22 protein-coding genes are annotated in these 25823 nt (G+C 68.0%); 16 read left to right on the top strand and 6 right to left on the bottom strand.

Annotated elements, in window-relative coordinates; genetic code table 11:
- The first annotated feature begins 27 nt into the window (after positions 1 to 27).
- From BLU38_RS05965 to BLU38_RS05940, 6 genes are all read left to right on the top strand, one after another.
- A complete protein-coding gene (locus BLU38_RS05965) occupies positions 28 to 1098 on the top strand; it encodes an ABC transporter ATP-binding protein (protein WP_091521363.1) in 1071 nt (356 codons plus the stop codon).
- Positions 1095 to 2123, top strand: coding sequence for an ABC transporter ATP-binding protein (locus BLU38_RS05960; RefSeq protein ID WP_091521359.1), 1029 nt, complete (start codon positions 1095 to 1097; stop codon positions 2121 to 2123). Before BLU38_RS05965 ends, BLU38_RS05960 begins: the two co-directional genes overlap by 4 nt.
- Before the next feature lie 743 nt (positions 2124 to 2866).
- Positions 2867 to 3505 (top strand): SH3 domain-containing protein, encoded by a 639-nt coding sequence (locus BLU38_RS05955; RefSeq protein WP_091521355.1) that lies wholly within the window; start codon positions 2867 to 2869, stop codon positions 3503 to 3505.
- 57 nt (positions 3506 to 3562) lie between these two features.
- Positions 3563 to 4393, top strand: coding sequence for an MBL fold metallo-hydrolase (locus BLU38_RS05950; RefSeq protein WP_091521352.1), 831 nt, complete (start codon positions 3563 to 3565; stop codon positions 4391 to 4393).
- 126 nt (positions 4394 to 4519) lie between these two features.
- Positions 4520 to 5434, top strand: a complete 915-nt coding sequence (gene mshB / locus BLU38_RS05945) for an N-acetyl-1-D-myo-inositol-2-amino-2-deoxy-alpha-D-glucopyranoside deacetylase (RefSeq protein WP_091521348.1) — start codon at positions 4520 to 4522, stop codon at positions 5432 to 5434.
- Between the two features lie 13 nt (positions 5435 to 5447).
- Positions 5448 to 7175, top strand: coding sequence for a VanW family protein (locus BLU38_RS05940; protein ID WP_091521343.1), 1728 nt, complete (start codon positions 5448 to 5450; stop codon positions 7173 to 7175).
- Positions 7176 to 7256: 81 nt separating this feature from the next.
- On the opposite strand, the gene BLU38_RS05935 is transcribed toward BLU38_RS05940, so the two are convergent.
- The gene (locus BLU38_RS05935; RefSeq protein WP_091521339.1) at positions 7257 to 11006 is read right to left on the bottom strand and encodes a GH116 family glycosyl hydrolase; all 3750 of its coding nucleotides are present in this window, start codon (positions 11004 to 11006) and stop codon (positions 7257 to 7259) included.
- Positions 11007 to 11293: 287 nt separating this feature from the next.
- Between BLU38_RS05935 and BLU38_RS05930 the strand changes: the two genes are divergently transcribed.
- Complete coding sequence (locus BLU38_RS05930; protein ID WP_091521336.1) at positions 11294 to 12598, top strand: MFS transporter; 1305 nt, start codon at positions 11294 to 11296, stop codon at positions 12596 to 12598.
- A gap of 71 nt (positions 12599 to 12669) precedes the next feature.
- Here BLU38_RS05930 and BLU38_RS05925 read toward each other — a convergent pair whose 3' ends face one another.
- The gene (locus BLU38_RS05925) at positions 12670 to 13725 is read right to left on the bottom strand and encodes a GNAT family N-acetyltransferase (protein ID WP_157683234.1); all 1056 of its coding nucleotides are present in this window, start codon (positions 13723 to 13725) and stop codon (positions 12670 to 12672) included.
- A gap of 102 nt (positions 13726 to 13827) precedes the next feature.
- Here BLU38_RS05925 and fdxA point away from each other — a divergent pair, with 102 nt between their 5' ends.
- Genes fdxA through BLU38_RS05905 form a run of 4 tightly spaced genes read left to right on the top strand, consistent with a single transcriptional unit; the run spans position 13828 to position 18293 of the window.
- A complete protein-coding gene (gene fdxA, locus BLU38_RS05920; RefSeq protein ID WP_091532008.1) occupies positions 13828 to 14154 on the top strand; it encodes a ferredoxin in 327 nt (108 codons plus the stop codon).
- A gap of 55 nt (positions 14155 to 14209) precedes the next feature.
- Positions 14210 to 15307: a succinyldiaminopimelate transaminase gene (gene dapC / locus BLU38_RS05915; RefSeq protein WP_091521327.1), complete on the top strand. Its 1098-nt coding sequence runs from the start codon at positions 14210 to 14212 to the stop codon at positions 15305 to 15307.
- Between the two features lie 44 nt (positions 15308 to 15351).
- On the top strand, positions 15352 to 17079 hold the full coding sequence (locus BLU38_RS05910) for a glycoside hydrolase family 3 protein (RefSeq protein WP_157683233.1): 1728 nt from the start codon (positions 15352 to 15354) through the stop codon (positions 17077 to 17079).
- Positions 17076 to 18293 carry a serine hydrolase domain-containing protein gene (locus tag BLU38_RS05905; protein WP_091521320.1) on the top strand — a complete coding sequence of 406 codons (1218 nt, stop codon included), beginning with the start codon at positions 17076 to 17078 and terminating at the stop codon, positions 18291 to 18293. Before BLU38_RS05910 ends, BLU38_RS05905 begins: the two co-directional genes overlap by 4 nt.
- On the opposite strand, the gene BLU38_RS05900 is transcribed toward BLU38_RS05905, so the two are convergent.
- Positions 18225 to 19070, bottom strand: coding sequence for a hypothetical protein (locus BLU38_RS05900; RefSeq protein WP_091521317.1), 846 nt, complete (start codon positions 19068 to 19070; stop codon positions 18225 to 18227). The genes BLU38_RS05905 and BLU38_RS05900 overlap by 69 nt on opposite strands.
- Before the next feature lie 196 nt (positions 19071 to 19266).
- Positions 19267 to 20238 carry a 2,3,4,5-tetrahydropyridine-2,6-dicarboxylate N-succinyltransferase gene (gene dapD, locus BLU38_RS05895; RefSeq protein ID WP_091521314.1) on the bottom strand — a complete coding sequence of 324 codons (972 nt, stop codon included), beginning with the start codon at positions 20236 to 20238 and terminating at the stop codon, positions 19267 to 19269.
- Between the two features lie 295 nt (positions 20239 to 20533).
- Here dapD and BLU38_RS05890 point away from each other — a divergent pair, with 295 nt between their 5' ends.
- From BLU38_RS05890 to BLU38_RS05875, 4 genes are all read left to right on the top strand, one after another.
- Positions 20534 to 21712 (top strand): SH3 domain-containing protein, encoded by a 1179-nt coding sequence (locus BLU38_RS05890; RefSeq protein WP_091521311.1) that lies wholly within the window; start codon positions 20534 to 20536, stop codon positions 21710 to 21712.
- A 93-nt stretch (positions 21713 to 21805) separates the two neighbouring features.
- Entirely contained in the window at positions 21806 to 22222 is a 417-nt protein-coding gene (locus BLU38_RS05885) for a DivIVA domain-containing protein (RefSeq protein ID WP_197680013.1), read from the top strand.
- On the top strand, positions 22219 to 22800 hold the full coding sequence (locus BLU38_RS05880) for an SRPBCC family protein (protein ID WP_091521308.1): 582 nt from the start codon (positions 22219 to 22221) through the stop codon (positions 22798 to 22800). Before BLU38_RS05885 ends, BLU38_RS05880 begins: the two co-directional genes overlap by 4 nt.
- Positions 22801 to 22823: 23 nt before the next feature.
- Entirely contained in the window at positions 22824 to 23387 is a 564-nt protein-coding gene (locus BLU38_RS05875; protein ID WP_197680012.1) for a DNA-3-methyladenine glycosylase I, read from the top strand.
- A gap of 24 nt (positions 23388 to 23411) precedes the next feature.
- Here the strand turns inward: BLU38_RS05875 and BLU38_RS05870 are convergent, their stop codons facing one another.
- Positions 23412 to 24650, bottom strand: coding sequence for an MFS transporter (locus tag BLU38_RS05870; RefSeq protein WP_197680011.1), 1239 nt, complete (start codon positions 24648 to 24650; stop codon positions 23412 to 23414).
- 160 nt (positions 24651 to 24810) lie between these two features.
- Here BLU38_RS05870 and BLU38_RS05865 point away from each other — a divergent pair, with 160 nt between their 5' ends.
- Positions 24811 to 24978, top strand: coding sequence for a DUF3117 domain-containing protein (locus BLU38_RS05865; RefSeq protein WP_091521298.1), 168 nt, complete (start codon positions 24811 to 24813; stop codon positions 24976 to 24978).
- Positions 24979 to 25145: 167 nt separating this feature from the next.
- Here BLU38_RS05865 and BLU38_RS05860 read toward each other — a convergent pair whose 3' ends face one another.
- On the bottom strand, positions 25146 to 25817 hold the full coding sequence (locus tag BLU38_RS05860; RefSeq protein WP_091521296.1) for a phosphoribosyltransferase: 672 nt from the start codon (positions 25815 to 25817) through the stop codon (positions 25146 to 25148).
- Positions 25818 to 25823: the final 6 nt, after the last annotated feature.

Here is a 25823-nt window from a genome sequence, read left to right as displayed (position 1 = left end):
GATCACGAGGTTGGGAGAGTGCCGACCATGAGCAACACACTCGAGCAGGCCGAAACCCTCGGCAAGCGGTGGAAGCCGGGCCCGGACGGCCTGCTGCTGGAGATCGACGAATTGCAGGTCGAATTCCGTACCAGGGACGGGATCGCGCACGCGATCAACGGGGTCAACTTCGACCTCAGCCAGGGCCAGACCCTGGCGATCCTCGGCGAGTCCGGGTCGGGCAAGTCGGTCACCGCGCAGGCGATCATGGGCATCCTGGACAGCCCGCCCGGCTTCATCACCGGTGGCCAGGTCCGTTACTGCGGCACCGACATCCTGCGGCTGCCGGAGGCGCAACGCCGGCAGATCCGCGGGCCGGAGATCTCGATGGTCTTCCAGGACGCGCTGAGCGCGCTGAATCCGGTCTTCCCGGTCGGCTGGCAGATCGCCGAGATGTTCCGCAAGCATCGCGGTATGAACAAGTCCGACGCGTTGCAACGAGCCGTCGGGCTGATGGAACGGGTCCAGATCCCCGGCGCCCGGCAACGGGTGAAGGCGTACCCGCATCAGTTCTCCGGCGGTATGCGGCAGCGGATCATGATCGCGATGGCGATCGCGCTCGACCCGGCGGTGTTGATCGCCGACGAGCCCACCACCGCACTGGACGTGACGGTGCAGGCCCAGATCATGGACCTGCTCGCCGAGCTCCAGGAAGAACGGAAGATGGGCATGATCCTGATCACCCACGACCTCGGTGTGGTCGCCGACGTGGCCGATCGGATCGCGGTGATGTACGCCGGCCGGATCGTCGAGGAGTCCGACGTCTTCGACCTCTACCGGGCGCCGGCGCATCCGTACACGAAGGGTTTGTTGGAGTCGATCCCGCGACTGGACCTGAAGGGCCAACAACTGTCGGCGATCGGCGGACTGCCGCCGAATCTGACCAGGATCCCCGCCGGCTGCCCGTTCAATCCGCGCTGTCGCTATGCCCAGGACGTGTGCCGGGAGGGTGAACCGCCGGCGCTGCTCGAGGTCGGCCGGGACCGACGGTCGGCCTGTCATTTTGCCCAGGACGTACTCGCAGAAGGTCGAGTGGAACCGGAAGGTGACGCCTCATGAGTCAGGCGACGGAGTCGACGGTCGGCACCGAGGTGATCTTGAAGGCCGAGGGTCTGGTCAAGCATTACCCGATCAAGTCCGGGGTCTTCCGGCACACGGTCGGACACGTCAAGGCCGTCGACGGCGTGGACTTCGAGCTCTACCGGGGCGAGACTCTCGGCATCGTCGGTGAGTCCGGCTGCGGCAAGTCGACCCTGGGCCGGCTGCTGATGCGGCTGGAGGAACCGACCGCGGGAAAGCTCACCTTCGACGGGGTCGACGTGTACTCCCAGAAGGGCGGCGCGATGCGCCGGCTGCGGCGCGACATCCAGATCGTCTTCCAGGACCCGTACACCTCGCTGAACCCGCGCAAGACGGTCGCCGAGATCGTCGGTGAGCCGTTCGACATCCATCCCGACGTGGTGCCGCGCGGCAAGCGTCGGCAACGGGTCCAGGAACTGTTGGAACTGGTCGGGTTGAATCCCGAGCACCTGCACCGCTATCCGCATCAGTTCTCCGGTGGTCAGCGGCAACGGATCGGGATCGCCCGCGGTCTGGCACTGAACCCGAAGGTGATCATCTGCGACGAGCCGGTGTCGGCGCTGGACGTGTCGGTGCAGGCCCAGGTGGTCAACCTGCTCAAGGATCTGCAGCGTGAGCTCGGGCTGGCTTATGTCTTCATCGCCCACGACCTGTCGGTGGTGCGACACATCTCCGACCGGGTCGGGGTGATGTATCTCGGCAAGATGGTGGAGATCGGCAACGATCAGCAGATCTATGAGAACCCGACGCACCCCTATACCCAGGCGCTGCTGTCGGCCGTCCCGGTCCCGGACCCGACCCAACGGCAGAACAAGCAGCAGATCGTGCTCAGTGGCGACGTGCCGAGCCCGGCCAACCCGCCCAGTGGCTGCCGCTTCCACACCCGTTGCTGGAAGGCGCAGGAACGCTGCACCGTCGAGGAGCCGCAGTTGATCACCCGACCGGACGGGATCAGCGAGCATCCGTCCGCCTGTCACTTCGCCGAGCCGCGACAGATCATCTGATCACTTGTGTCCCGGTCCAGATCGAGCGGGACTACTAGCGTGGCGTGTCCGGCAACCACGCGGCTCCTGCCCGGCGCCAGCACGCCACCGATGACGTGTCGTCAGTCGAAAAGGGGACCAGCCCTTACTCCCTCCGCTGCCGCCGGCGGACGCACCGGACGCCGCTCGCTACGCCGCGAAGTTGCGGGACACGCGCTGACCGCTCGTCCGGGACCAGGCTCACGGCCGCACCGAGCTGACGCCGGCGACGAGGATCGGCCGGACCGAGCCGGGCGACGGTCGTCATGACCCGGCCGGACGTGGCACCTCCATCCACCTGCGGGGAGGGGGTGCCCGGTGCTGATCCGGCGTCGGATTTTTGGACAGTCGGCGGGTTTTCGTGGCGGGTGCCGGTGTCCGGGGTCGGATTTTCGGGCAGTCGACCGGTCTTCTCGGTCGGTCTCGGTGCGGGCGGCGTGATGCCCGAGCGATCGATCGACCGGGGCAGCTGATCGAAGGCTGTGGTGCGGTGCGGCGGATCGTGGTCGCGGTGCGGTCCCGGAGCCGTGGACGAACGGTGCTTGACGCCGGGTCTCGTCCGCAGGCCGGATGGCCGCTACACCGGAGGTGGTGGGACTTGATCGAGCGCTCGCGATCGCGTTGTCCGGTCGTTATGGAATCCGATCCAACTTTTTGCCCGCGACCGCACTCTCTTTACCTGAAAGCACGGGAACGTGCAGGAAACCGACAAGGGGTGGAGAGAGATGTCGAAGTCCATGAAGTTCAGCGGCCGGGTCGCAGCAGCCGTCGGCGTACCGCTGATTGCCGCGGTCACCACGCTCGGACTGGCCGCGCCGCACGCCGACGCCCAGACCGTCGAGCCGGCCGCCAAAGGCAAGGTGGTCGCCAAGATCGGTCTGAGCTCGCGCAGCGCGCCGAGCACCCACGCGCCGAAGTCGGGTGCCGGCTACGCCAAGGGCGACGTGATCAACATCGACTGCAAGCTGAAGGGCACGACGGTCAGCGGCAACAAGCTCTGGTACAAGGTGCACGGCAAGCAGCGCTGGGTCTCCGCGCGTTACGTGGAGAATGTCGGCGCCGCACCGCGCGAGTGCTACCTGCACATGGGGACCTACACCAAGACCACGGCCCCGTTGAGCATCCGGCAGGGACCGAGCACCGCCGACACCAGGACCGGCTCGGTGAAGAAGGGCAAGCGGGTGATCGCCTGGTGCAAGGTGCAGAGCCAGTCGGTGCACGGCAACCGGACCTGGTATTACGGCGCCCGGGACACCAACGACGGCTTCTCCGACTTCGGCTGGGTCTCCGGCAAGTACCTCAAGTACGACGATGTGCTCAACGGCAAGATCGGCTACGAGTGCAACTTCCCGGCTCCGAAGTGACCGCGTGTCCCGCCGAGGCTTGACCTCAAGCGACGTTGAGGTACTTCGATAGATGTCATGGACATCTTGTTGTGCCGCACCTGCGGCAACGCCTATCCGGTCGACGCCGAACTGCCGGAACTGTGCCCGATCTGCGCCGACGAGCGGCAGTACCTGACCGCCGACGGCCAGGTCTGGGTGAAGGCGGCCGACATCGTCGGCGACCATGCCGCCGAGCTGGCCGAACCCGAGCCGGGGTTGACCCGGATCGACGTCCAACCGGCCTTCGGCATCGGACAGCAGACGCTATTGGTACGCACCGACGCGGGCAACCTGCTCTGGGAGCCGAGTGGGTACGTCGACGATCGGATGATCAGCACGATCCGCGAGCTGGGTGGCGTGGCCGCCGTTGCGGCCAGCCATCCGCACCTGGTCGGCGCCTCGGTCGTCTGGGCGCGGAAGTTCCGGGCACCGTTCTATTTCAACGCCGACGACCACCGGTGGATCACCCACCCGGATCGGTCGATCGAGTTGTGGCGGGACCGTCGGGAGATCCTTCCGGGGATCACCCTGGTGCAGGCCGGCGGGCACTTCCCGGGGAGCTCGGTGGCGCACTGGGCCGCCGGAGCGGACGGCCGCGGTGTGTTGCTGACCGGTGACACGATCGCGGTCACGGCCAATCGCCGGGCCGGCTTCATGCGGTCCTATCCGAACTATCTGCCGTTGTCGCAGCGGCTGGTCCGACAGATCGTCGCCCGGACCGAGGTGTACGGCTACGACCGGATCTACGGCGCCTTCGGTGCGACCATCGATCACGACGCCCGGCGGATCGTCGCCGATTCGGCCGAGCGTTACCTCGGCTGGATGACCGATCGGCTGCGCGATCCGGACGAGGAAGCGCTGCCGTGACGGTGGAGTGGGGGCTGTCGCGTCGCCCGGGTCGGATCTCGCTGTCGGCCCGTCCGGGCACGGGGATCGGGCGCTGCCGTTCAGTGCCGATCGTGTCCTGTCGTGATCGTTACGTAGGCTTGGGCCGTGACTTCTGAAGCGCTTCCCGACCGGCGACTGCTGCTGGTCCACGCCCACCCCGACGACGAGTCCATCGGCACCGGCATCACGATGGCCAAATACGTGGCCGAAGGTGCCGCAGTGACGCTGGTGACCTGCACGCTCGGTGAGGAGGGCGAGGTGCTGGTCCCGGAGCTCGAACACCTGGCGGCGGAGCGGGAGGACAAGCTCGGTCCGCATCGGATCACCGAGTTGCACAACGCGATGGCGGCGCTCGGCGTCACCGACTACATCCGGCTCGGCGGCGACTTCAGGTTCCGCGACTCCGGCATGAAGTGGGAGGGCAACCTGGCGGTGCCGCGGGACGTGCTCCGCGACGACATCTTCTGGACGACCGACCTGCTGGTCTCGGCCAACGAACTGGTCACGGTGATCCGCGATCGCAAGCCGCAGGTGCTGATCACCTACGACGAGGTCGGCGCCTACGGCCACCCCGACCACATCCAGGCCCATCGGGTCGCGATGTATGCCTACCTGCTGGCCGGAGTCCCCAGCTACCGGACCGACCTCGGTGAGCCGTGGGCCGTCCGCCGGGTGCTCTGGACCGCCAACAGCGAGACCCGGATGCGAGAAGGGATCCGGGCGCTGCGCGCCGCCGGCGACACCACCACCTGGGAGGGGGTCGATCCGGACGTGGCCGGTTCGCTGCCGATGACGGTCCCCGACGACACCATCGATGCCGAGATCAATTCCCCGGACCTGACCGAGGCCAAGATCGCGGCGCTGCGGGCCTATCCGACGCAGATCGCCCAGGACAGCTGGTTCTTCACCGCGACCGAGACCATCGAGGACTTCTGGGCCCGCGAGCACTACCGGCTGGCGGCCGGCGAGCCGTTCCCCGACTCCGACAAGTGGGCCGACGACCTGTTCGTCGGTCTCTAGATCGGGCGTATCGATGACCAAAGCGGGAGACAAGTCCGCGCGCACCCGGCGTGGTCCGAAGATCATCGGCATCAGCGTCGGCACGTTGATCGCGCTTGGCGCCGTGCTGTACGTGATCGGCTATCTGCTGACCGGTGACCGGGTCGCCCGCAACACGACGGTCGCCGGCGTCGAGATCGGCGGCCTGACCCGTGAAGATGCCGAGGCGCGGCTGCGGGATCGGCTGACCAGCCGCACCGACCGGCCGATCAAGCTCGACATCGCCGGCCGGACCGACACGGTGGATCCGCAGGCCGCCGGCATCGACGTCGACTACTCGGGCACGATCGACGAGGTCGGCATCGGCCGCAGCCTCGATCCGCGGCGGATCTGGGCAGGTCTGACCGGCGGACGGGAGGTCGCTCCGCTGGTGGTCACCGACCGGGCGAAGCTGTCGGCCGCGGTGGACGAACTGGCCGAGACCTACGACCGCAAGCCGAAGAGTGCCAAGGTCAAGATCACCGACGACGAACCTGCGGTCGAGAAGACCGAGATGGTCACCGGTCGGACCCTGGACCAGTCCACTGCGGAGCGAGTGATCCCGCGCGGACTGCTGACCGACAGCCCGGTCACCGTGCCGGTCAACACCACGGACCCCGAGATCACCGATGCCGAGGTCGACGCGCTGGTCGACAAGCGGCTGCAGCCGGCGCTGTCGGCGCCGGTGACGGTCACCGCCGGCGACAACAGCGCGACCGTGACCCCGACCATGATCGCCAGGTCCCTGGAGATCGACAGGTCGGACGATAAGCCCACCGCGGAACTGAAACCCCAGCGGCTGCACGAGCTGGCCGAGGACGCCTTGGACGGGTTGAAGGCCAAGCCGGCCAAGGACGCCGACGTCGTGTTGAAGGGCGGCAAGCCGACGGTCGTGCCGGGCAAGCCGGGCACCGGTGTCACCGCGGACGAGCTGGCCAAGGCGGTCGACAGTGCCATGATCAAGTCCGGTGATCAGCGGACAGCCGAGGTCAAGCTCAGCGAGATCGAGCCCGATCTCAGCACCGCGGAGGCGCAGAAGCTCGGGGTCAAGGAGGTGACCGGCGAGTTCACCACCCACTATCCGTACGCCGAATACCGCAACGTCAACATCGGCCGCGCGGCGGAGTTGATCAACGGCACCCTGCTCGAACCGGGTGAGATCTTCAGCCTGAACGAGGTGGTCGGCGAACGCACCGCGGAGAACGGCTTCACCGAGGGCAGCATCATCACCGGCGGCAAGTTCAAGGCCGAGCTCGGCGGCGGCGTCTCGCAGAGCGCGACCACCACCTACAACGCGATGTTCTTCGCCGGCCTGGAAGACATCGAGCACCAGCCGCACACGCTCTACATCGACCGGTATCCGGCCGGTCGGGAGGCCACCGTCGCCTGGCCGACGCTGGACCTGAAGTTCCGCAACAACACCGACTACGGAGTGCTGGTGCAGGCCACCTTGGACGCGGCCGAGCCGGGCGGACAGGGATCGTTGACGGTCAAGATGTGGTCCACCAAGACCTACGACAAGATCGAATCCACCGACCCGGTCAAGTCCGACTTCACCGACGGCCAGGACATCACCGACGACAGCTCGACCTGCGTCGCGACCACACCGGTGCAGGGCTTCCACGTCACCTACTCCCGGGTGTTCACCAAGGACGGCAAGCAGGTCCGCAAGGAGGACTTCTCCTGGACCTACGATCCGACCGACCGCCGAGTCTGCGTCTGACCAGGACCCCTGAGTCCGTCGAAGGTCCCTGAGCTTGTCGAAGGGTTGTCTGCCTGTTGAAATGACGGTCCTTCGACAGGCTCAGGACCTGTAGTTGATCTTGAGTGTCTCGCCGGCCTGCAGGGTGACCGGTCGGGCGAGGCTGATCTGCAGCCGACTGTCGTCGGTCGTTCTGCTGGTCGAACGCACCGGGCGTCCCTCGGCATCGCGGACCTGCGCCCGCCGGCCGCCTTCGATCGCCGCCGGCCGCAGCGTCAATCGACGCAGCCCGATCAGCCGGCCGTGCCGGATCGTGATACTGGCCCGATAGTCGTTGTTGTCGCGTTGGGAGAAGGTTCCCCAGCCGTCGGCGACGGTGAAGGCGGCCCGGAAGTCGTCGGGGTTGATCTTGGGGTCGAAGGACAGCTCGCCGCGCGACCCGTGGTAGCCGAAGCCGATCGCCGCCAGGTAGGCCGAATGCGCCATCATGGCCCGGGCGTAGTGGTCGGAGCACTCGATCTCGTTGTACGGATTGCGATACTCGGCGCGATAGCGTTCATGGATCGCGTGCAGCACGATGAGTCCCTCGTCGACCATCCCCTCGGACAACAGGTGGGAGGCGAACTGATACTCCATCCCGGTCCACACCTCGTTGAAGTAGCCGATCGCGTACGGCTCGCCCGAGCCCGGTGCGGTGTCCGCGCCGCCGTAGGGCCAGGTGCACACCAGGGTGCCACTGTCCCGCTGCTCGGCGAACGCCCGGCCGCCGGGGATCCCGGAGGTCTCGGCGTAACTCGGGGGATCGGACATGAAGTTGTTGCGGTACAGGCTCTTCAGCGCGGTCAGTGACCGGGACCTCTCGAAGACCCGGGGCAGGCCCAGCTGATGGGCATAGGTCTGACCGAACATCTGATCGAGGTAACAACCGCGATTGGAGTTGATCGCGTCGGCATGATCGGGATCGACCCGCTGCTCGAAGTAGCGATACCGGTCGTTCCAGAGATGATCATGAAGATAGGCCGAGCCGCTGTCGGCCAGCCGTCGACAGCCGTCGGCGAAGTCGGCGTCCGCCATGTCGTCGGCCATCTCCGCACAGGCCCGCAGCGCGGCGACGTACAGTCCGCTGATCCAGGGGATCTCGCCGTACCAGGTGGCGTCCAGGGTGTTGTACTGCGCGCCCTCCAGGATGCCCTCGGTCCCTTCGGTAGCGGAACGGTCGAACGCGATCAGATACTGCATCGCCTTCTTCACCCGGGGCCAGATCGGCGTCAGGAAGTCGTTGTCACTGGTGAGCTGATGTTCCCGGTAGGTGCGCAGGATGTTGCCGCACTGCCCGTCGTGGGCGACCCGGCGGTCAGCCTCGCCGCGATAGTCGATCGACCCGTCGGGATGGAAGGCACTGCCGAAGTCGGTCCGGGACCGGGCGTCGCGTTCCAGCTCGCCGAACAGGTAGCCGATCGACTGGGCATAGTTCCAGACGTGGGTGCAGGTGCCGGCACAGCAGTAGGTGCCCTCCCAGGCATAGAACCGGCCGTTGCTGAAGCGCTGCGCGGTCTCGGTCGCGACCGTCGAGGCCGGGGCGAGCGTGCGTTCCAGAAGCCACTGCGGAAGCGTCGAATCCTGATACCAGGTCCGGACGAAGGTGCGGGTGGTGTCGGTCAGCCGGTCCCAGTCGGTGGCCAGTCGATCAAGAGCTGCGGCGGCGTCGTCGAAACGGGCCGCGTAATGATGGCTGAGCTGGTCGAAGTCCTCCAGGAAGCCGAACAGCCGCCGGTTCGGGGTCGGAAATCGCCAGCCGTAGGCGAAGCGTACGGTCCGGCTGCCGTGCGGTGGCAGCGACACGTCGACGGTCAGCACGCCGGCCTGCCTGCCGCCGTCGGTGTCGCCCGGCCGCGGGTCGAGTTGATCATCGATCTGCTGCCAGCGTTCGGCGCTGGGCGTCACCCGGACATCCAGTTCGCGACCGGGATTGATCACGCCGATCGCGAAGCTGCCGTTGTCGGTGAGCTGATCGGCCTCGATGATCCGCAACGGGAGATCGGTCAGCCAGATCGCGTCCACGTTGACATGGCCCCAGCCGCCGGAGTTGTCGTCGACGATCTCCAGATGACCGGTGCTGCCGTGGTAGGCCGACACGTCAACGGCAAGCGGGGTGAACGCCTCGTCGTTGCTGCCGGCCAGCCGGGCGACCACGGTGTCGTCGACGACCAGCCGCAGGCCGACGGTGTTGGCGTCGGCACCACCACCGATCTGCGCGGCCAGGTAGCGGCGGTCGATGGTGAACGGCTCACCGATCAGGGTGCCGGTGACCTTGTCGGCCGCACCGGCATCGTCGTGGTTGCGGAAGTCGTGCGAGCTGACGAAGAAGTTGCCCTCGGTGTTCATCGCATCCGGGGCAGGGAAGTAGTCCGGAAGCGGTGATCGGGGCACCGGGCCGGCGCCGAAGGCGTCGCCGGTGCTGGTCCAGCCGTCGTAGTTGCCCGACTCCCAATCCGCCAGCACCCGGTCCGGTTCCGGTGCCGGTCGATCGGTGAACAGGATCCGATCGACGGTCAGGTGGCCCCAGGCAACGTCGTTGTCGTCGCTGATCTTGATCCGGGCGGTCTTGCCGCGATGCCCGGAGACGTCGAGCAGCACCGGACGCAACGGCTCGGTGGACCAGCCCGACGCCGTGGCCACCGGATGATCATCGATGAGCACCGCGATGCTGACACCGCGGCGACCGCCGCCGATCCGGGTGCTGATCGTCTCGTGTTCGATCGTGAACGGTGCCGAGGTCAGGCTGCCGGTGGCGGCGTCGGAGTGGGCGGGATAGGAGGACACCAGGCGATCGCCGGTGCTGCCCAGCGGCCCGAACCGGAGCATCGACGCCGGCAGATCGCTGATGTCGACCGGACCGTCGCCGAACGCCGTACCGCTGACGGTCCAGCCGGCGAAGTCCTCGCCGGACCAGTCCTCGAAGATCACGTCGCCGGGCAACGGATCGTCCACCGGCTCCGGGGTTGCGGTGAACTGGACCCCGTCCACGCCGCCGCTGTGCATGGTGTCGGCCGCCAGGGTGACCGGTTGACTGGTCCTGCTCCGCAAACAGACCGGATTCTCTGCCAGGCCGGCGATCCGGCAATGGACCGGTCGCCCGGAATCGTTGTGCAGGGTGTATTCCATGATCGTCACCGGCAGGCTGGAGGAGTCGAGATCCCCGGGGATGAACGGGGAGAAGCTCTGCAGGTCGACCGAGATCGGCAGCGTCGAGGACCGCAACGCGATCTCACCGACAGGGTAGCGGCCGACGAACGAGGTCTGGTCGAAGCCGATGCCGTCCAGCGGCACGCTGCGGCCTCCGTCGGCGTCGGTGATCCTGATCGCGAAGCCGGTCCGGAACGGTGCGTCCAGGTCGATCGGATCGGTGTAGTGCACGCCGGTCCAGTCGGTGCCGCCGTAGTCGGGGGCGTCGGGATGCAGCACGTCCCACAGCCAGAGTCGGCCGTCGCCGGACAGGTAGACCTGGCCGCAGGTGGCGCCGCCCACCGGCATCCCGATCCTGGTCAGCGCCTCGCCGCGATACCTGGTCGGTTCGCCACCACGGCGCAGTGCTCGCAGCTGGTCGGGGTCGATTCCCTTGTCGGGGGAGACCGCGACCGCGTCCGCCGGCAGCAACAGACCCGCGCCGGCCGCGGCCACCGCGGACAGCCCGAGGAAGCCCCGCCGCCCGATGGTCGGCGCCGCGGTGTCCTGCGGGCCGGCCTCGCTCGCGGGCGAGCAACAGGTCGGATCGGACGAGCAACACGTCACCGACCCGGAATCGGAGCCGGTGACCTCGGCGATGGTGAGCTGGGAACGTCGCTGTTCCATGGCATCTCCTGAAATCGATTTCGAGAGGAATCCTTGCCGCTTCTGTGCAGCCTGTCAAAGGTCTCTCGACAGCGATCCGGAGATCGCTCGATCACCGGGTCAGTTGTTCGGGACGGGCACGCCGCCTCGGTCGACCACCGACCGCCGTGTCGATCAGGTCGGGACCCGATCTGCCCGCCCGAGGTGCCAGCAGTGGGTGAGGACTCCGTCCACCCGGTCGGGAATGCTCGCAGGCTGCTGCCGAAAAGCTCTGGCGGACGGACGCGGGACGAATATCGTTGAGGCCCATGAGCGAGACACCCGCACCCGAGGCGTCGACCGAGCCCGGGTCGAGCCCCCGCGGATGGAAGAAGAACGTCGCCCTGTTCCTGGTCGGGCAGACGGTTTCGTTGCTCGGCTCGATGATCGTGATGTACGCGGTGATGTGGCACCTGACGATCCAGACCCGGTCCGGGTCGGTGCTGATGCTGAGCATCGTGTTCGGGATGCTGCCGCAGGCGTTCGTGTCGATCTTCGGCGGCGTCTGGGCCGACCGGCATCACCGCAAGTTCTTGATCATGGGCTCGGACACTGCGATCGCGCTGGCCACCCTCGGGCTGGCACTGCTGATGCTGTCCGGCGTCGACTCGCTGTGGGTGATCTACGCGGCGCTGGCCGTGCGTTCGATCTTCGCCGGCATCCAGACGCCGGCAGTGAGCGCGATGATCCCGCAGATCGCGCCGACCGACCAGCTGATGCGGGTGAACGGCATGTTCCAGTCGGTGCAGTCGGGGATGATGTTGGTGGCTCCTGCCGCAGCGGCAGCGATCTACGCCAACTTCGACATCGTCGCGGTCTTCTTCCTGGACGTGATCACCGCGCTGCTCGGCGTGGGCATGCTGTCTCTGGTCGCGGTGCCCCGGCTGGTCCGCCCCGACGCCGACGCTCCGGTGAGCTATTTCGGCGACCTGGCCGCCGGGGTCCGCTACATCGCGTCCCATGCACCGGTGCGCTGGCTGATGATCTTGTTCGCGCTGACCATGTTTCTGGTCGGCGCGCCGAGCTACCTGACGCCGCTGATGGTCACCCGGACGTTCGGAGACGAGGTGTGGAAGCTGACCGCCAACGAACTCTTCTGGGGATTCGGGATGTTGGCCGGCGGCGTGATCATGTCCGCGGTCGGGCCGAAGATCACCCATCGGGTCCGGCTGCTGGTCGGCTCGGTGGTCTGCACCGGGATCCTGGTGTTCGGGCTCGGCATCTCGACCAACATGTGGGTGTTCTTCTCGATCGGTCTGGTGATCGGCCTGGCGTTCGCCGCGCAATCCACGCCGGCGATGACCATCCTGCAGGAACGGGTCGAGCCCGAGATGCAGGGCCGGGTGTTCGGCTTCGTCGGAATCGTGATGACAGTCGCGATGCCGCTGTCCATGGTGGTCTTCGGTCCGCTGGCCGACACGTTCGCCGTCGAGTCGCTGCTGATCGTTGCTGGGCTGGCGTTGTTCGCGGTGATCGCGACGATCCTGGCGGTGCCGTCCGCCCGCCGCTCACTTGCCCGGATCGACGTCGCACCCGAGCCCGCACCGGTGGGCGGCGACGCGGGCCCGGGCTAGTGTGGCATCACCGATTTCCACTGCTGCGCGACGCCGGGCGGGCTCGGGTGCCCGGAATCGGCCACGAAGAGTCACTCCGAAGGCGGCGCGAGATAGCAGTAGTCATGGTGTCGGGTGAATCCCAGCCGTTGGTATGCCGCGACCGCTCCGACGTTCTCGGTGGCGACCTGCAGGTAGGCGTTGCGAGCGCCGCGCCGGGCCGCCCAGCGAGCGAGCGCCCGGATGATCATGGTCGCCAGACCCTGTCGGCGATGATCGGGATCGGTCCACAGCCCGGCGATGCCCAGCCAATCCCGGGTCACCTGGCCGCGGCCCAGCGCGACGATCGCTTCGGTGCGGGACGCCTCGCTCGACCCGGACCCTGCGGCGGCAGCCGGCCCGGGCCGGACCGACGCGAGACCGACCGGTGGGTTGTTGATCAAGATCCGGCGGGCGGTCGGATGGTCGGGGATCGGGCGGTATTTCAGATACCCCTGCCACCAGTCCTCGGTCAGCTCGGTGTCGATCCGTACCCGATCGGCCGACGCGTGCGCCGATGCATCGGATCCGTTGTGGAGTTGAGATTCCAGGAGTCCGTTCAGGGTGTGCGCCATCACTGTCGTCTCGACGTAGGTCGGACGCCAGCCGAGTTCACGCAGCCGGAGGTCGGGTTCGGAATCGGTGATCACCTGGGCCATCGGCTCGAGGCCGGCGGCGGCGTACCGCTCGACGATCAAGCCGGCCGCCTCGGCGTACGGTATGCCCGGGTCGCCGACCGCGAGGCACGAATTCGCCCGCCCAGTGAAGCCGTTGCCGTAGCGCAGCGTCCAGTCGGCGAGCGGTTCACTGTCGGCGATCCAGCCCGGCAGTGCTGCGAGCTGCAGTTCCTCCGCGCTCACCCGGTGCGGCGGGCGTCCGCCCATCGCCGGGGGCACCCGCTTGGCCAGAATGATCCGCCGCCGGGCCACGGTGACCGGCTCGGCATCGGCGCCCGGAGACGGCGGCTGCACCCGGATCCGATCGTCGTCCAACTCCACGACCCAGCCGACCACGTCGGTCGCGGAACCGTCGTCCAGCCGATGCCGGACGGTCACCCGATCGTCGATGCCGAGGTCCGGTGTGACGGCCGAAATCGGATCGGTGTCCATCTGGCGAGGGTTCCTTCCGGGGTAGGACGGTGTGGCTGCGATACTAGGCTTCGATATGTCTGCACGAACAACTGTGTTGGTACGAGATAGAGGGAGGACGCTGTGACGTACGTCATCGCGCAGCCGTGTGTCGATCTGAAGGATCTGGCGTGCGTCGAGGAATGTCCCGTGGACTGCATCTACGAGGGCAAGCGGATGCTGTACATCCATCCCGACGAGTGCGTTGACTGCGGTGCGTGTGAGCCGGTCTGCCCGGTCGAGGCGATCTTCTACGAGGACGACACTCCGGAGGAGTGGAAGGCCTACTACGACGCCAACGTCAACTTCTTCGACGATCTCGGCTCGCCGGGTGGCGCCGCCAAGATGGGGCCGATCGACAAGGACCACGAGCTGATCGCCGCACTGCCGCCGCAGGAGCACGACGAGTAAACAGCTCGACCCGCAACAGACGAGTCGACAGCACGACGACGACAGGCGATCTCCGATGACCAACCAGCTGGTGGCGGCGCTGGCCGACTACCCATGGGATGCGCTGACGCCCGCCAAGCAGCGGGCCGCCGAGCATCCGGACGGGATTGTCGACCTGTCCATCGGGACACCGATCGACGACACCCCCGCGGCCGCGGTATCGGCGCTGACCGCGGCCGCCAACAGCCCGGGCTATCCCACCGTGGTCGGGCCGCCGGCCCTGCGGGAGTCGATCGCGGACTTCCTCGGGCGTCGGCAGGCGACGGTCGAGCCGTCGGCGTGCTTGGCCACCATCGGCAGCAAGGAGTTCGTCGCCTGGCTGCCGACCCAGCTGGATCTCGGACCGGACGATCTGGTGGTGATCCCGGCTGCCGCCTACCCGACCTACGAGGTCGGAGCGACCATCGCCGGCTGTCGGATGATCGCCACCGACGATCCGACCGAGCTGGGCGACGAACGACCGTCGCTGGTCTGGCTGAATTCACCGTCCAACCCGACCGGCCGGATCCTCAGCCCCGACGAGCTGCGAGCGCGGGTCGACTGGGCGCGGGAGCGTGGTGCGGTGGTCGCCTCCGACGAGTGCTACCTGGATTTTGCCTGGGACGCACCGGCGACCTCGGTGCTGACCCCGGAGGTCAGTGGCGGTGACCACACCGGCCTGCTCGCGGTGCACTCGCTGTCCAAGATCGCCAACCTCGCGGGCTATCGCGCCGGATTCGTGGCCGGTGACCCGCAGTTGGTCGCCGACCTGACGCTGATCCGGCGACACACCGGGATGATGATCTCCCGACCGGTGCAGCAGGCGATGATCGCCCTGCTCGGCACCGATGATCACGTCGTCGCCCAGCGCGACCGCTACCGGCGGCGGCGCGACCTGCTGCAGCCCGCGCTGCAGAAGGCCGGCTTCACCATCGACCATTCCGAGGGATCGCTGTACCTGTGGTCGACCCAGGGGACCGACTGCTGGCAGGCCGTCGACCGGCTCGCCGAGCTGGGCATCCTGGTCGGTCCCGGGGAGTTCTACGGCGCCGACTGCGGTGATCACGTCCGGGTCGCCCTGACCGCGACCGACGAACGGATCGAGGCGGCCGCCGAGCGGCTCGCTGCGGTCTGACCTCTGGCTCGCCGCTGCCCGGCGGACCGGGTACTGTTCGGTCAGTGACGGGGGACGTCTTGGGGCAGTCGGTCGAGCCGCTGCTGGCAGCGATGAGCCTGCCGGACAAGATCGGGCAGTTGATCACCCATCTGGTGTACGGCGCGAGCGCGGACGAACCCGACGACCGCAACACCGATCTCTTCGGCGTCGCCACGCCGGCCGAGGTGGTCGCGAAGTATCGGCTCGGCGGCGTCATCTACTTCGCCTGGGCCGGCAACACCGCCGATCCGCAGCAGATCGGTCGGCTGAGCAACGGGCTGCAACAGGCAGCCGGGCGGGCCGGGCTACCCGGATTGATCATCGGCACCGACCAGGAGACCGGGCGGGTCGCCCGGATGGGGCCACCGGCAACCCAGTTCCCGGGAGCGATGGCACTGGCCGCCACCCACGATGCCGGTGCGGTCCGGGTGGCGTACCGGATCACCGGCGCCGAGCTGGCAGCGGTCGGTGTGAACACCTGCTTCGCCCCGGTGGCCGACGTGAACATCGATCAGGCCAATCCGGTGATCGGGATCCGATCGTTCTCCTCCGAACCGGACGTGGTGGCCGAGTACGTCCGGGCCGCGATCGCCGGCCTACAACGCGATGCCGGACCCGAACTCGGTTCGCCATCCCCGGGTGACTCGGAAGCACGGGTCGGCTCGGGGCTCGCAGCGGCCGCCAAACATTTCCCGGGCCACGGCGACACCAGCACCGACAGCCACCACGCGTTGCCGACGGTGACCCATTCGGCCGCCGACTGGGAGGCCGTCGACGCTTTGCCGTTCGCCGAAGCCGTCCGGGCCGGGGTGGAGATGATCATGACCGGACATCTCGCGTTTCCCGCGATCGATCCGTCCGGAGATCCGGCCACCCTGAGCAGTCCGATCCTGACCGGCCTGTTGCGTGACCGGCTCGGCTACACCGGGGTGATCATCACCGACTCGCTGCGGATGCAGGGCGTCCGCGAGCTGCACGACGACGGTGAGATCGCGGTCCGGGCCATCGAGGCAGGCGTGGACATCCTGCTCGAACCGGCCGACCCTGATGCCGCCGTCGCCGCGATCACCGATGCGCTGGCGAGCGGTCGGCTGACCGAGCAGCGGATCGATGCCAGTGTCCGTCGGATCCTGCAGCTGAAACAGCGCCGTGGTCTGCTCCGACCTGTCGCCACCTCGCCGAATCGGATCGCCGCGGTGGTCGGCAGCGACGATCATCAACGCGAAGCCCGGGCGATCACCGCGGCCTCGATCACGCTGATCCGCGACGACGGCGATCTGATCCCGCTGCGCCGGGCGCCGGTCTGCCTGCTCGGTGCGGACGAGGCTGCGGTGCATCGGGTCGCCGCCGGCCTGCAGACAGCCGGTCTGGAGGTGTCCGGTCTGGTCACCGGTCCGCGACCGGATCGCGACATGATCAACGCCGCCCGGGCGTGCGCCCACCCGGCCGCGCAGACGGTGATCATCACCAGCGCCGCCTGGCTGTCGCGCTGGCAGCGGACGATGGTCCGGGCCGTTCGAGAGGTCACCGGCCGGGTGGTGCTGGTCGCGATCACCGACCCGTACGACGCCGGCCTGGTCACCGCCGGCGGCACCATGCTGCTCAGCTACTCCGCCACCCCGATCGCCCTGGACGCCGTCGTCGACGTCCTACTCGGGACCAGCCGTCCGGTCGGCCGACTGCCGGTCACGGTGGGGGAGAACCGCGACCATCCGCTCTTCCCGTACCGTGCCGGGATCGTCCGCGGATGAGCACGGGGGTGCAGGTCTGGGAGGATGCCTGGCGTCGGCTGACCGGGTTGCGATCCGAGGACGGAACCGACCCGCTGTTCCCCGGTGTCGTGCTGCTGGCCGGCACTCCTGCCGGGCCGATCTTCTCCCGGGCGGCGGGCTGGGCCCGTTGCTACGCCGACGGCTCCGGTGTCCTGCTCGGCGACGAGGATCGGGTGCCGATGCGCCCGGACACGATCTTCGATCTGGCTTCGGTGTCCAAGCTGTTCTGTTCGATCGTGATCATGAAACTCGTCGAGCGCGGGCTGGTCGATCTGGACCGTCCGGTGGTGGACTATCTCGAAGAATTCGGTCGGCCGACGCCGGCCAAGTCGGCCATCACCGTCCGCCGACTGCTGACCCACACCTCCGGCTTCCCGGCCGAGCTTCCGCTCTGGCGCGAGCACCGCAATCCGGAGTCCCGGATCCGTGGCGCGCTGACCGCCGAACTGATCGCCGAGCCCGGAACCGCCTACTGCTACAGCGATCTCAACCTGATCACCCTCGGCGAGCTCGCCCGCCGCAGCACCGGTAGCGGTCTGGACGAGCTGGTCGCCGAACTGATCACGCGGCCGCTCGGCATGGTCGACACGGGCTACCGTCCGGCCCCTGGTATTCGGTCGCGGACGGCCGCAACCGAATACCAGCGGATCCCCGATCGCGGACTGGTCTGGGGCGAGGTGCACGATGAGAACGCCTGGTCGTTGGACGGCGTCGCCGGGCACGCCGGGGTCTTCTCCACGGCTGCCGATCTGGCGTTGCTCGCCGACGCGGTGATCGCCAACGACCGGGACGGCACCGGTCCGCTGCTGCCCGTCGAACTCTTCACGGCCATGGTCACCAACCAGACACCGGAGTTCGACGGTCATGATCACGGCCTCGGCTTCGAACTCAACCAGCCCTGGTACATGGGCCGGTCGGCGGGTCCGCGGACGATCGGCCATACCGGCTACACCGGCACCTCACTGGTGATCGATCTCGACCGTGGTGGCTACGTCATCCTGCTGACCAACCGAGTCCATCCCAGCCGACACCGCGGCACGGTCAACCCGGCGCGCGCCCTCGTCGGCGACGCCCTCGCCGACACCCTCGGCGAGGACCGGACCACCCCGGGACTCGGCGCTGGTTCAGCGGGTGATGATCTTGATCGATCTGCTGTTGATGGGGGAGTGGGCGGCGGTCCAGCCGGCCAGTGAACTGTCGTCGGTGGTCCATTGCTTGCTGCCGATCCGGACCTCGCGGACACCGTAGTCGCGAGCGTTGGCGACGGCGTACTGGGCGTAGGCCCAGGCGAGTTCGGTGGACTCCGCCGAGATGGCGATGCTGCCGCCGGTCCGGTCCGGTTCGATCTTGAAGGTCTTCCGCAGTGAACCGGTCAGGCCGACCGCATCGCCCTCACCCGGCTCCCGGATCAGACACTCGATGCCGGCCGGGCTGTGTCCGGTCAACACCGAGGCCAGCACCCGGGCGTCGGCCTCATGATCACGGTAGGCCTCGGGGAAACCGCTGATCTGGATCTGCTGGGCGATCTCGGTGATGTCGCTGTGCTCCCAGTCGTCGATCTTGACCAGCGCCCGGTAGAACCGGTTGGTGGCGTAGTAGGGGTCCATCAGCTTCTTCTTGCTGCCCCAGCCCTGCGACGGACGCTGCTGGAAGAGTCCGACCGAGTCCCGATCACCATGATCAAGATTGCGGATGTTGCTTTCCTGATAGGCCGTGGCCAACGCGATCGACGCGGCCCGGGCCGGCAACCCGCGGCGGACCGAGACGCCGGCGATGATCGAGGCGTAGTGGGCTTGTTCGGTGTCGATCGCGGCCGATCGACCGTTTGCGGTGAAGACGCAGCGCTGCTCGCCGGGCAGTGGCTGGTGATTGGGGATCCGGGTGAACACCACGACCACCGCGACGAGCAGGGCGATCAGGACGCCGAGCACCACCAGCAGGGTGATCGCCGTACGGCAGCGACGCGACATCGACTCAGCTCAGCGCTCGTCGGCGCGGTGGCCGCGACTAGGAGGGCGCTGAGCAATTGGCTCGTCGCGAGCGCCGCGATGTGCGTGCACGGGCACGTCGCGGGAGCGAAGGCGGGCCGGGGCCCGTCGAGCGAGCGCGGCGCCGCCCGTGTGCGTGCAGCGTGGCGCGCAGCAGAGCGAATTGTTCAGTGCCCTCCTAGATCGCATGCAGCGACTGGTTCAACTCGACCGGCTTGCCGGCTCGGTTACGGACCTCAACAGTGCCGGTGACCGAGTTGCGGATGAACATCAGGTTCGGAGTGCCGGACAGCTCGGCGGCCTTCACCACAGTGCCGTCCGGCAACGTGATCTTGGTTCCGGCTGTGACATAGAGACCGGCTTCGACCACCGAGTCGTCGCCGAGCGAGATGCCGATCCCGGCGTTGGCGCCGATCAGGCAGCGTTCGCCGACGGTGACCATGTGGGTGCCGCCGCCCGACATCGTGCCCATGATCGACGCACCGCCGCCGACGTCGGAATCGTTGCCGACGATCACGCCCTGGCTGACCCGGCCCTCGATCATCGCCGGGCCGAGGGTGCCGGCGTTGAAGTTGACGAAGCCCTCGTGCATCACGACGGTCCCGGGGGCGAGATGGGCGCCGAGCCGGACCCGGGACGCGTCACCGATCCGGACTCCGGTCGGCGTGACGTAGTCCAGCATCCGCGGGAACTTGTCCACTGCGAGCACGGTGAGCACCTTGCGATCGGCCCGGAACCGGGTCCGGACCTGCTCGAAGCCCTCCACCGCGCACGGCCCGGCCGAGGTCCACACCACGGTGTTCAACAGCGGCGCCCAGCCGTCCAGGTTGACCTCCCGCGGCTTGACCAGCCGATAGCTGAGCAGATGCAACCGCAGGTAGACGTCGGCCGCGTCGCGCGGCGCGGCGTCCAGGTCGATCACGGTCCGGACCAGGTCTGTGTGCACCTGCCGGACCGGGTCGCCGCTGGCCGCACCGGCTGCGGTGATCGCCAGTTCCTCCGGCGCGGCGGCGCTGTCGGGCAGTCCGAGATCCGGGCTGGGGTAGTAGGTGTCGAGCACTTGGCCCGAGGCGTGCACCGTCGCCAGGCCCCAACCCCAGGCCGGGCGGGCGTAGTCGTCGGCAGCGGTCGTCGAGTCGGTGTCAGGCATGCCGACGATTTTAGAGGGCCGCCGAGGGGTTCTGGACCACGGCGGGACGGCGCCAGGCCGATCGGTCCCTTTGCGAGATCCGGTCAGCGTCGTCGGGACGTCCGATCAATGTTCTCGGGAGGTCCGAGCAGCGTTGTCGGGTGGTCCGATCAGGGCGTCCGGCGGGCGTTCCGGCGAGGCGGATGTGCAAAACCCCCGGACGTGTGCGTACACTCGCCGCCGGATCAAATGTAACGAAATGGTCTCGAAGGCCTGGTGGGCGCAGCCGCCCGGCCCCCGACCCAAGGAGATACCTGTGGACCAAGAACGCCCGCGCCGGGCAGATCGTCCGGCACTCGCGAAGCGGATCCTGCGGATCGGCGTACCCGGTCTGATGATCGCCGGTCTGGCGACCGGCGCCGCAGCCGCCGTCTGGCCCGATCAGCAGACCGCCGAACCGGCGGCGTCGTCGTCGGTGGCCGCCCCGGCCCAGGGGATGCGTTCGGACCGACCGAATCGTGACTCCGAGCGCGCAGCGCTGCCGGACAAGTCAGCATCGGCGGCCTCGGCGAGCGCCTCGGCGAAGAAGGCGGCGGCCGAGAAGAAGGCGGCAGCAGCCAAGAAGGCCGCCCTGGCCAAGAAGGCGGCTGCCGAGAAGGCCGCAGAGAAGAAGGCCGCCGAGGAAGCTGCTGCGAAGAAGGCGGCTGCCGAGAAGAAGGCGGCAGCGGAGAAGGCAGCTGCCGAAAAGAAGGCGGCCGCCGAACGAGCAGCCAAGAAGCGGGCCGCCGCACTGGCCGACTTCGCCGAGTTGGGCGACCGCGACGGCAGCAAGTACGCGACCTCCGAGGTCAACGTCCGGGTCGGCGCCGGCACCGACTACGACGCGGTCACCACGATCGACGAGGGCGACAAGGTCGCGGTGACCGAGCGCCGCGAGGACGGCTGGACCCAGGTCGACCTGGACGGCAAGGGCCGATGGATCCGCAGCGACCTGCTGACGAAGCAGGCGCCGGCACCCGACCAGTCCGATTCCGACCAGTCCGGTTCCGACCAGTCCGATTCCGATGGCTCGTCCTCCGATGGCTCGGCTTCCGGTGAATCCGATTCCGATGGGCTGTCCGGCGCGACCTGCTCCTCCGGTTCGTCGGTCGAGAACGGGCTGACCCCGGATGCGATCAAGGTGCACCGGGCGATCTGTGCGAAGTTCCCGCAGGTCAGCTCCTTCGGCGGTGTCCGGCCGGACTCGTTGCCCGAGCATCCGTCCGGCCGTGCGCTGGACTCGATGATCTCCGACAGCTCGGTCGGCTGGGAGATCGCCAACTGGGCTCGCGAGCACCACAGTGAGCTGGGCATCAGCGAAGTGATCTATTCCCAGCAGATCTGGACCGTGCAGCGCAGCAGCGAGGGTTGGCGCAGCATGCCCGACCGCGGCTCCGCCTCGGCCAACCATTACGACCACGTGCACGTCACCGTGTACGGCAACTCCGCCGGCTGATCGATGGCTCGGAGGATGCACACCGCATCCTCCGAGCCGTCCGGTGGGCATTCGATGCCCGCCGGTGGCGGGTGGGGAGCTAGTCTTGCCGTCGTGGAATGGGCGATCGCGGTGCTGGTGGTCGCGGTGTTGGGCGTGGCCGCCGCGGTCGCAGCAGGAGGCGGAGGCGAGATGAGCAAGGACCCTGTTCAGGACGCCTATCGGCAGGATCTGCCCGAAGCCGCGTTGAACGCCGAGGACATCCGCCACTTGCGATTCGGTGTCACCGTCCGTGGCTATGCCATGGATCAGGTCGACGAGGTACTGGCCAGACTCGGTACCGAGATCGCCGAACGGGACGAGCTGATCGCCCGCCTGAGTGACGACTCCCGGTCCGGCTTCGTCGCAGCCACTCCCCGGTCCGCAATACCGGGAGCCGAAACCTCTCGACCGGACACACCTGCAGAAGGCACAATCCGCACTGGTGACGATTCGTCGGTGTCGGTCGATGCAGGAGAGGTGGCCCGGTGAGCCTGTTCTTCAACGGGTCGGTGATGGTGCCGGCTGCGCCCCTGCAGGTCTGGCCGCTGCTGGTCGACTGGGTCGGTCAGGAACAGTGGATCCCGCTGACGACGATGCGCCAATTGAGCGGGCGCGCCGAGGGTCTCGGTGCCCGGATCCGCGGCGAGCACGGACCACGCCTGGGCGGCCGCCGGGTCGGGATCAGTGACGAGATGGTCGTCACCCGGTGGGAGCCGCCGTACGAGTTGGAGATGACCCATCTCGGCCCCTGGTTCACCGGTGTCGGCGTCTTCACCATCGAAGCTCGCGGATTGCGGTCCTGGTTGTCGATCCGCGAACGGATCACGCTGCCCGGCGGTAAGGCGGCCAAGACCGCGGCGCTGGCGATCCGGCCGATCCTGCAACGACAACTGGCCCACAGCCTGGAACGGTTCGCCGCCCTGGTCGAGTCTCGGACGCCGCGACCGACGCGGGACACCGACCCGGCCGAACGTTATCGGGCCCAGCACGCTCAGGCCGCCGTCTTCGCCGACGAGGAGAAGAAGCGGCGCCGTCGACAGGAACGGCGCCGGATGGCTCGCTCGTGAGCGGACCGGCATCATCGGGGGCCGTGCCCGGCCCCGACGGACAATTGCGCTGCCCGTGGGGCGTCGGCCTGCCCGATTATCTGGCCTATCACGACGACGAGTGGGGACGTCCGGTCAGCACCGTCGACGGACTCTACGAACGGCTGACGTTGGAGGCGTTCCAGTCCGGTCTGGCGTGGATCACCATCCTGCGGAAGCGGGAGTCCTTCCGGTCGGCCTTCGCCGGATTCGATCCGGCACGGGTGGCCACCTTCGACGATGACGACGTGGCCCGGCTGATGGCCGATGCCGGCATCGTCCGGAACCGGGCCAAGATCGACGCGGCGATCGGCAACGCCCGGGTGATCGCCGACTGGGGTCAGGGCTTCGCCGACCTGATCTTGTCCTACGCCCAGCCGGACCGGCCGCGACCCGCCACGCTCGGAGATGTTCCGGCGGTGACACCGGAATCGACGGCTTTGTCCAAGGCCCTGAAGAAGAAGGGCATCCGGTTCTTCGGACCGACCACGGCGTACGCGATGATGCAGGCGACCGGTCTGGTCGATGATCATCTGATCGACTGCGTCGTACCGTCTCATCGGAGCTGATCATGCAGCCGGGCCGGGTGATGATCAGGTCCGGCTGCCGAGCAGCGCCGCGGCGCCGACCAGGACTGCCATCGTGGTCGCGGTCGCACCGAAACCGATCGCGGCACCGAGGGCTGTGCCGACGGTCGGAGCCAGCGCACTGGCCACCAGGAGCGGTGCGGAGAACACGCCGTTGATCGTTCCGAAGCGACGCGTCCCCCAGCGATCGGCGACCGCGGTGGCCTGGACCAGGGTGTGACAGCCGCGAGCCATCCCGATCACGATCCCGAACGCCAGCAACAGCCACAATGGTCCGGGCAGCAACGCCAGCGCCAGCAGCGCCGCTGCGGCCGCACCGATGATGATCACCAACCGGCCGGTCGGACCCCACCGTTTCGGGATGATCACGAATCCGAGCCGGCCCGCCACCTGGCCGACGCCGATCAGGCCGAGCCCGATCGCCGCAGTCCGATAGGACGCTCCGCGTTCGGTCAGTAGCGGCACCAGGTTGAGGGTGACGGCGAACATTCCCAGGGTGCTGGCCGTCATCACCGCCTGCAGGACCCGGAACCTCGCCGACCGGGTCACGCTGTGGATCGACGACGTGCTGGTGGGCGAATCATCGTGGGCGTCGTCGGGTGAGCGCCCGGTCCACGGCAGCCGGAGCAGCAGTGCGTGCAGCGGAGCGGTGATGATCAACACCACCGCCGCCATCAGCAGGTAGCTGATCCGCCAGCCCCAGCGGGTGATCGCCTCGGCCACCAATGGTGCGAAGATCGTCGAGGCGAATCCGCCGGCCAGGGTCAGGATCGTCAGCGGCCGGAGCCGGCGTTCGCCGTACCACAGCGTGATCGCCGCGAAGGCCGTCTGATAGAGCACCAGCGCCTTGGCGACGCCGGCGATCAGCCATCCGAGGGCAAAGACCACGATCCCCGGCGCGATCGCCGTGCTGGCCAATCCGATCGCGCCGAGCACCGAACCGATCGTCATCGTAACGCCGGGACCGTAGCGATCGAGGAGTCGGCCGGTCGGGATGCCGGCGACCGCGGCGACCAGCATGCCGGCGGAGAATGCACCGGTGATCAAGGTCGGTGACCAGCCCGTCGACCGGCTGATCGGCAGTAGTGCGGTGGGCAAGGAGTAGTAGAGCAGTCCCCAGCTGACGGTCTCGGTGATGCACAGGATCACCAGGCCGCCGGTCGGGGTGAGAAGGGCGCGTCGAATGGGTAGCAGTCTCCCAGCAGCGAGATCGAGCGCCCGGTCGGCCCCCGGACGGTTCTGCACGTCGACTCGGATCGGTCTGCACGTCGACCCGGAATCGGGCGTTGATGCCGAGCTGTGACGTGCTTCGATGCGCCCCGAATGGCCGCGATGTCGCCGATACGAGATAATGGGCGCCGAACCCTGCTGGAATTTCAGTTTGGATGACAGAGATGAGGAAACGATGGCTGCGATGAAGCCGCGGACCGGCGACGGCCCGATGGAGGTCACCAAGGAAGGCCGGGAGATCGTCATGCGGGTCCCGCTCGAAGGTGGTGGCCGCCTGGTGGTCGAGTTGAACGCCGACGAGGCGGCCGAGTTGGCCGGTGCGCTCAAAGAGGTTGTCGGCTGACCCGTCGTCAGTCGTCGCAGTCGGGCGCCGGGTTTCAGTTGGCCCGGTTTCTCAGTCGGCCCGGTTTTCGCAGTCGGCCCCGGTACGGATCCAGGAGCATCCGGCCGGGGCCGAGTCATGCCCGGGCGATCCTTCGCTCCGGGGATCCCTTCATTCCACGGATCCGGTCACGTCACGGTGCCGGATCGTAGTTCGGCCAGCACCTCGGCATCGTCGAGCTGGTGGAAGTCGCGGTAGGCGGCTCCGACGGCCTCCAGAGGGTCCGGCCGGGAGAGCGCGACCACGGTGACGTCATCGCGTTCCAGGTCGCTGATCGCCTGCACGGAGGCAACCGGAACAGCGGCAGTGATCGGGCCGGCACCGGCCTCTCGGACGGCGGCGACGGCCGCCCGCATCGTCGCACCGGTGGCCAGGCCGTCGTCGATCAGCACTACGGGGTCGCCGTTCGGAGCCGGTGCGATCCAGTCGGCGAAGCCGGTGCCGCGGCGCTGCAACTCGGCACGTTCCCGCTCCCAGACCCGTTCCCACACCCGCGACCGGATGCCGGCATGGTCGACCACATCACGATTGCGGACCGTACGCAGGTCGTCGCCGATCGCCGCGATCGCGCCCATCGCCAGTTCCGGATGGCCCGGAACGCCCAACTTGCGGACCAGCAGCAGCCGTAGCGGACAGCCGAACCTGTCGGCGACCGGGCGACCGACCGGTACGCCGCCGCGCGGTAGGGCCAGCACCTGCGGCCGTCCTCGGTCCGCCGCTCGTCCGACCAGTTCGGGCAGCAGTCCGGCCAACCGTTCGGCGAGCTGCTCGCCGGCGGCGGTCCGATCCGCGAACCTCATCGCCGC

Source organism: Microlunatus soli, assembly GCF_900105385.1.
GTDB lineage: Bacteria > Actinomycetota > Actinomycetes > Propionibacteriales > Propionibacteriaceae > Microlunatus > Microlunatus soli.
This window is presented reverse-complemented; position numbering and strand designations above follow the sequence as displayed.

What these genes read in the sequence shown, in the direction of transcription:
- BLU38_RS05955 (WP_091521355.1), top strand. Translation starts at nt 2,867, where the DNA reads ATGTCGAAGTCCATGAAGTTCAGCGGCCGGGTCGCAGCAGCCGTCGGC.
- BLU38_RS05865 (WP_091521298.1), top strand. Translation starts at nt 24,811, where the DNA reads ATGGCTGCGATGAAGCCGCGGACCGGCGACGGCCCGATGGAGGTCACC.
- BLU38_RS05905 (WP_091521320.1), top strand. Translation starts at nt 17,076, where the DNA reads ATGAGCACGGGGGTGCAGGTCTGGGAGGATGCCTGGCGTCGGCTGACC.
- BLU38_RS05960 (WP_091521359.1), top strand. Translation starts at nt 1,095, where the DNA reads ATGAGTCAGGCGACGGAGTCGACGGTCGGCACCGAGGTGATCTTGAAG.
- BLU38_RS05900 (WP_091521317.1), bottom strand. Translation starts at nt 19,070, where the DNA reads ATGTCGCGTCGCTGCCGTACGGCGATCACCCTGCTGGTGGTGCTCGGC.
- BLU38_RS05965 (WP_091521363.1), top strand. Translation starts at nt 28, where the DNA reads ATGAGCAACACACTCGAGCAGGCCGAAACCCTCGGCAAGCGGTGGAAG.
- BLU38_RS05940 (WP_091521343.1), top strand. Translation starts at nt 5,448, where the DNA reads ATGACCAAAGCGGGAGACAAGTCCGCGCGCACCCGGCGTGGTCCGAAG.
- dapC (WP_091521327.1), top strand. Translation starts at nt 14,210, where the DNA reads ATGACCAACCAGCTGGTGGCGGCGCTGGCCGACTACCCATGGGATGCG.
- dapD (WP_091521314.1), bottom strand. Translation starts at nt 20,238, where the DNA reads ATGCCTGACACCGACTCGACGACCGCTGCCGACGACTACGCCCGCCCG.
- BLU38_RS05950 (WP_091521352.1), top strand. Translation starts at nt 3,563, where the DNA reads ATGGACATCTTGTTGTGCCGCACCTGCGGCAACGCCTATCCGGTCGAC.
- BLU38_RS05860 (WP_091521296.1), bottom strand. Translation starts at nt 25,817, where the DNA reads ATGAGGTTCGCGGATCGGACCGCCGCCGGCGAGCAGCTCGCCGAACGG.
- BLU38_RS05930 (WP_091521336.1), top strand. Translation starts at nt 11,294, where the DNA reads ATGAGCGAGACACCCGCACCCGAGGCGTCGACCGAGCCCGGGTCGAGC.
- BLU38_RS05925 (WP_157683234.1), bottom strand. Translation starts at nt 13,725, where the DNA reads ATGGACACCGATCCGATTTCGGCCGTCACACCGGACCTCGGCATCGAC.
- BLU38_RS05935 (WP_091521339.1), bottom strand. Translation starts at nt 11,006, where the DNA reads ATGGAACAGCGACGTTCCCAGCTCACCATCGCCGAGGTCACCGGCTCC.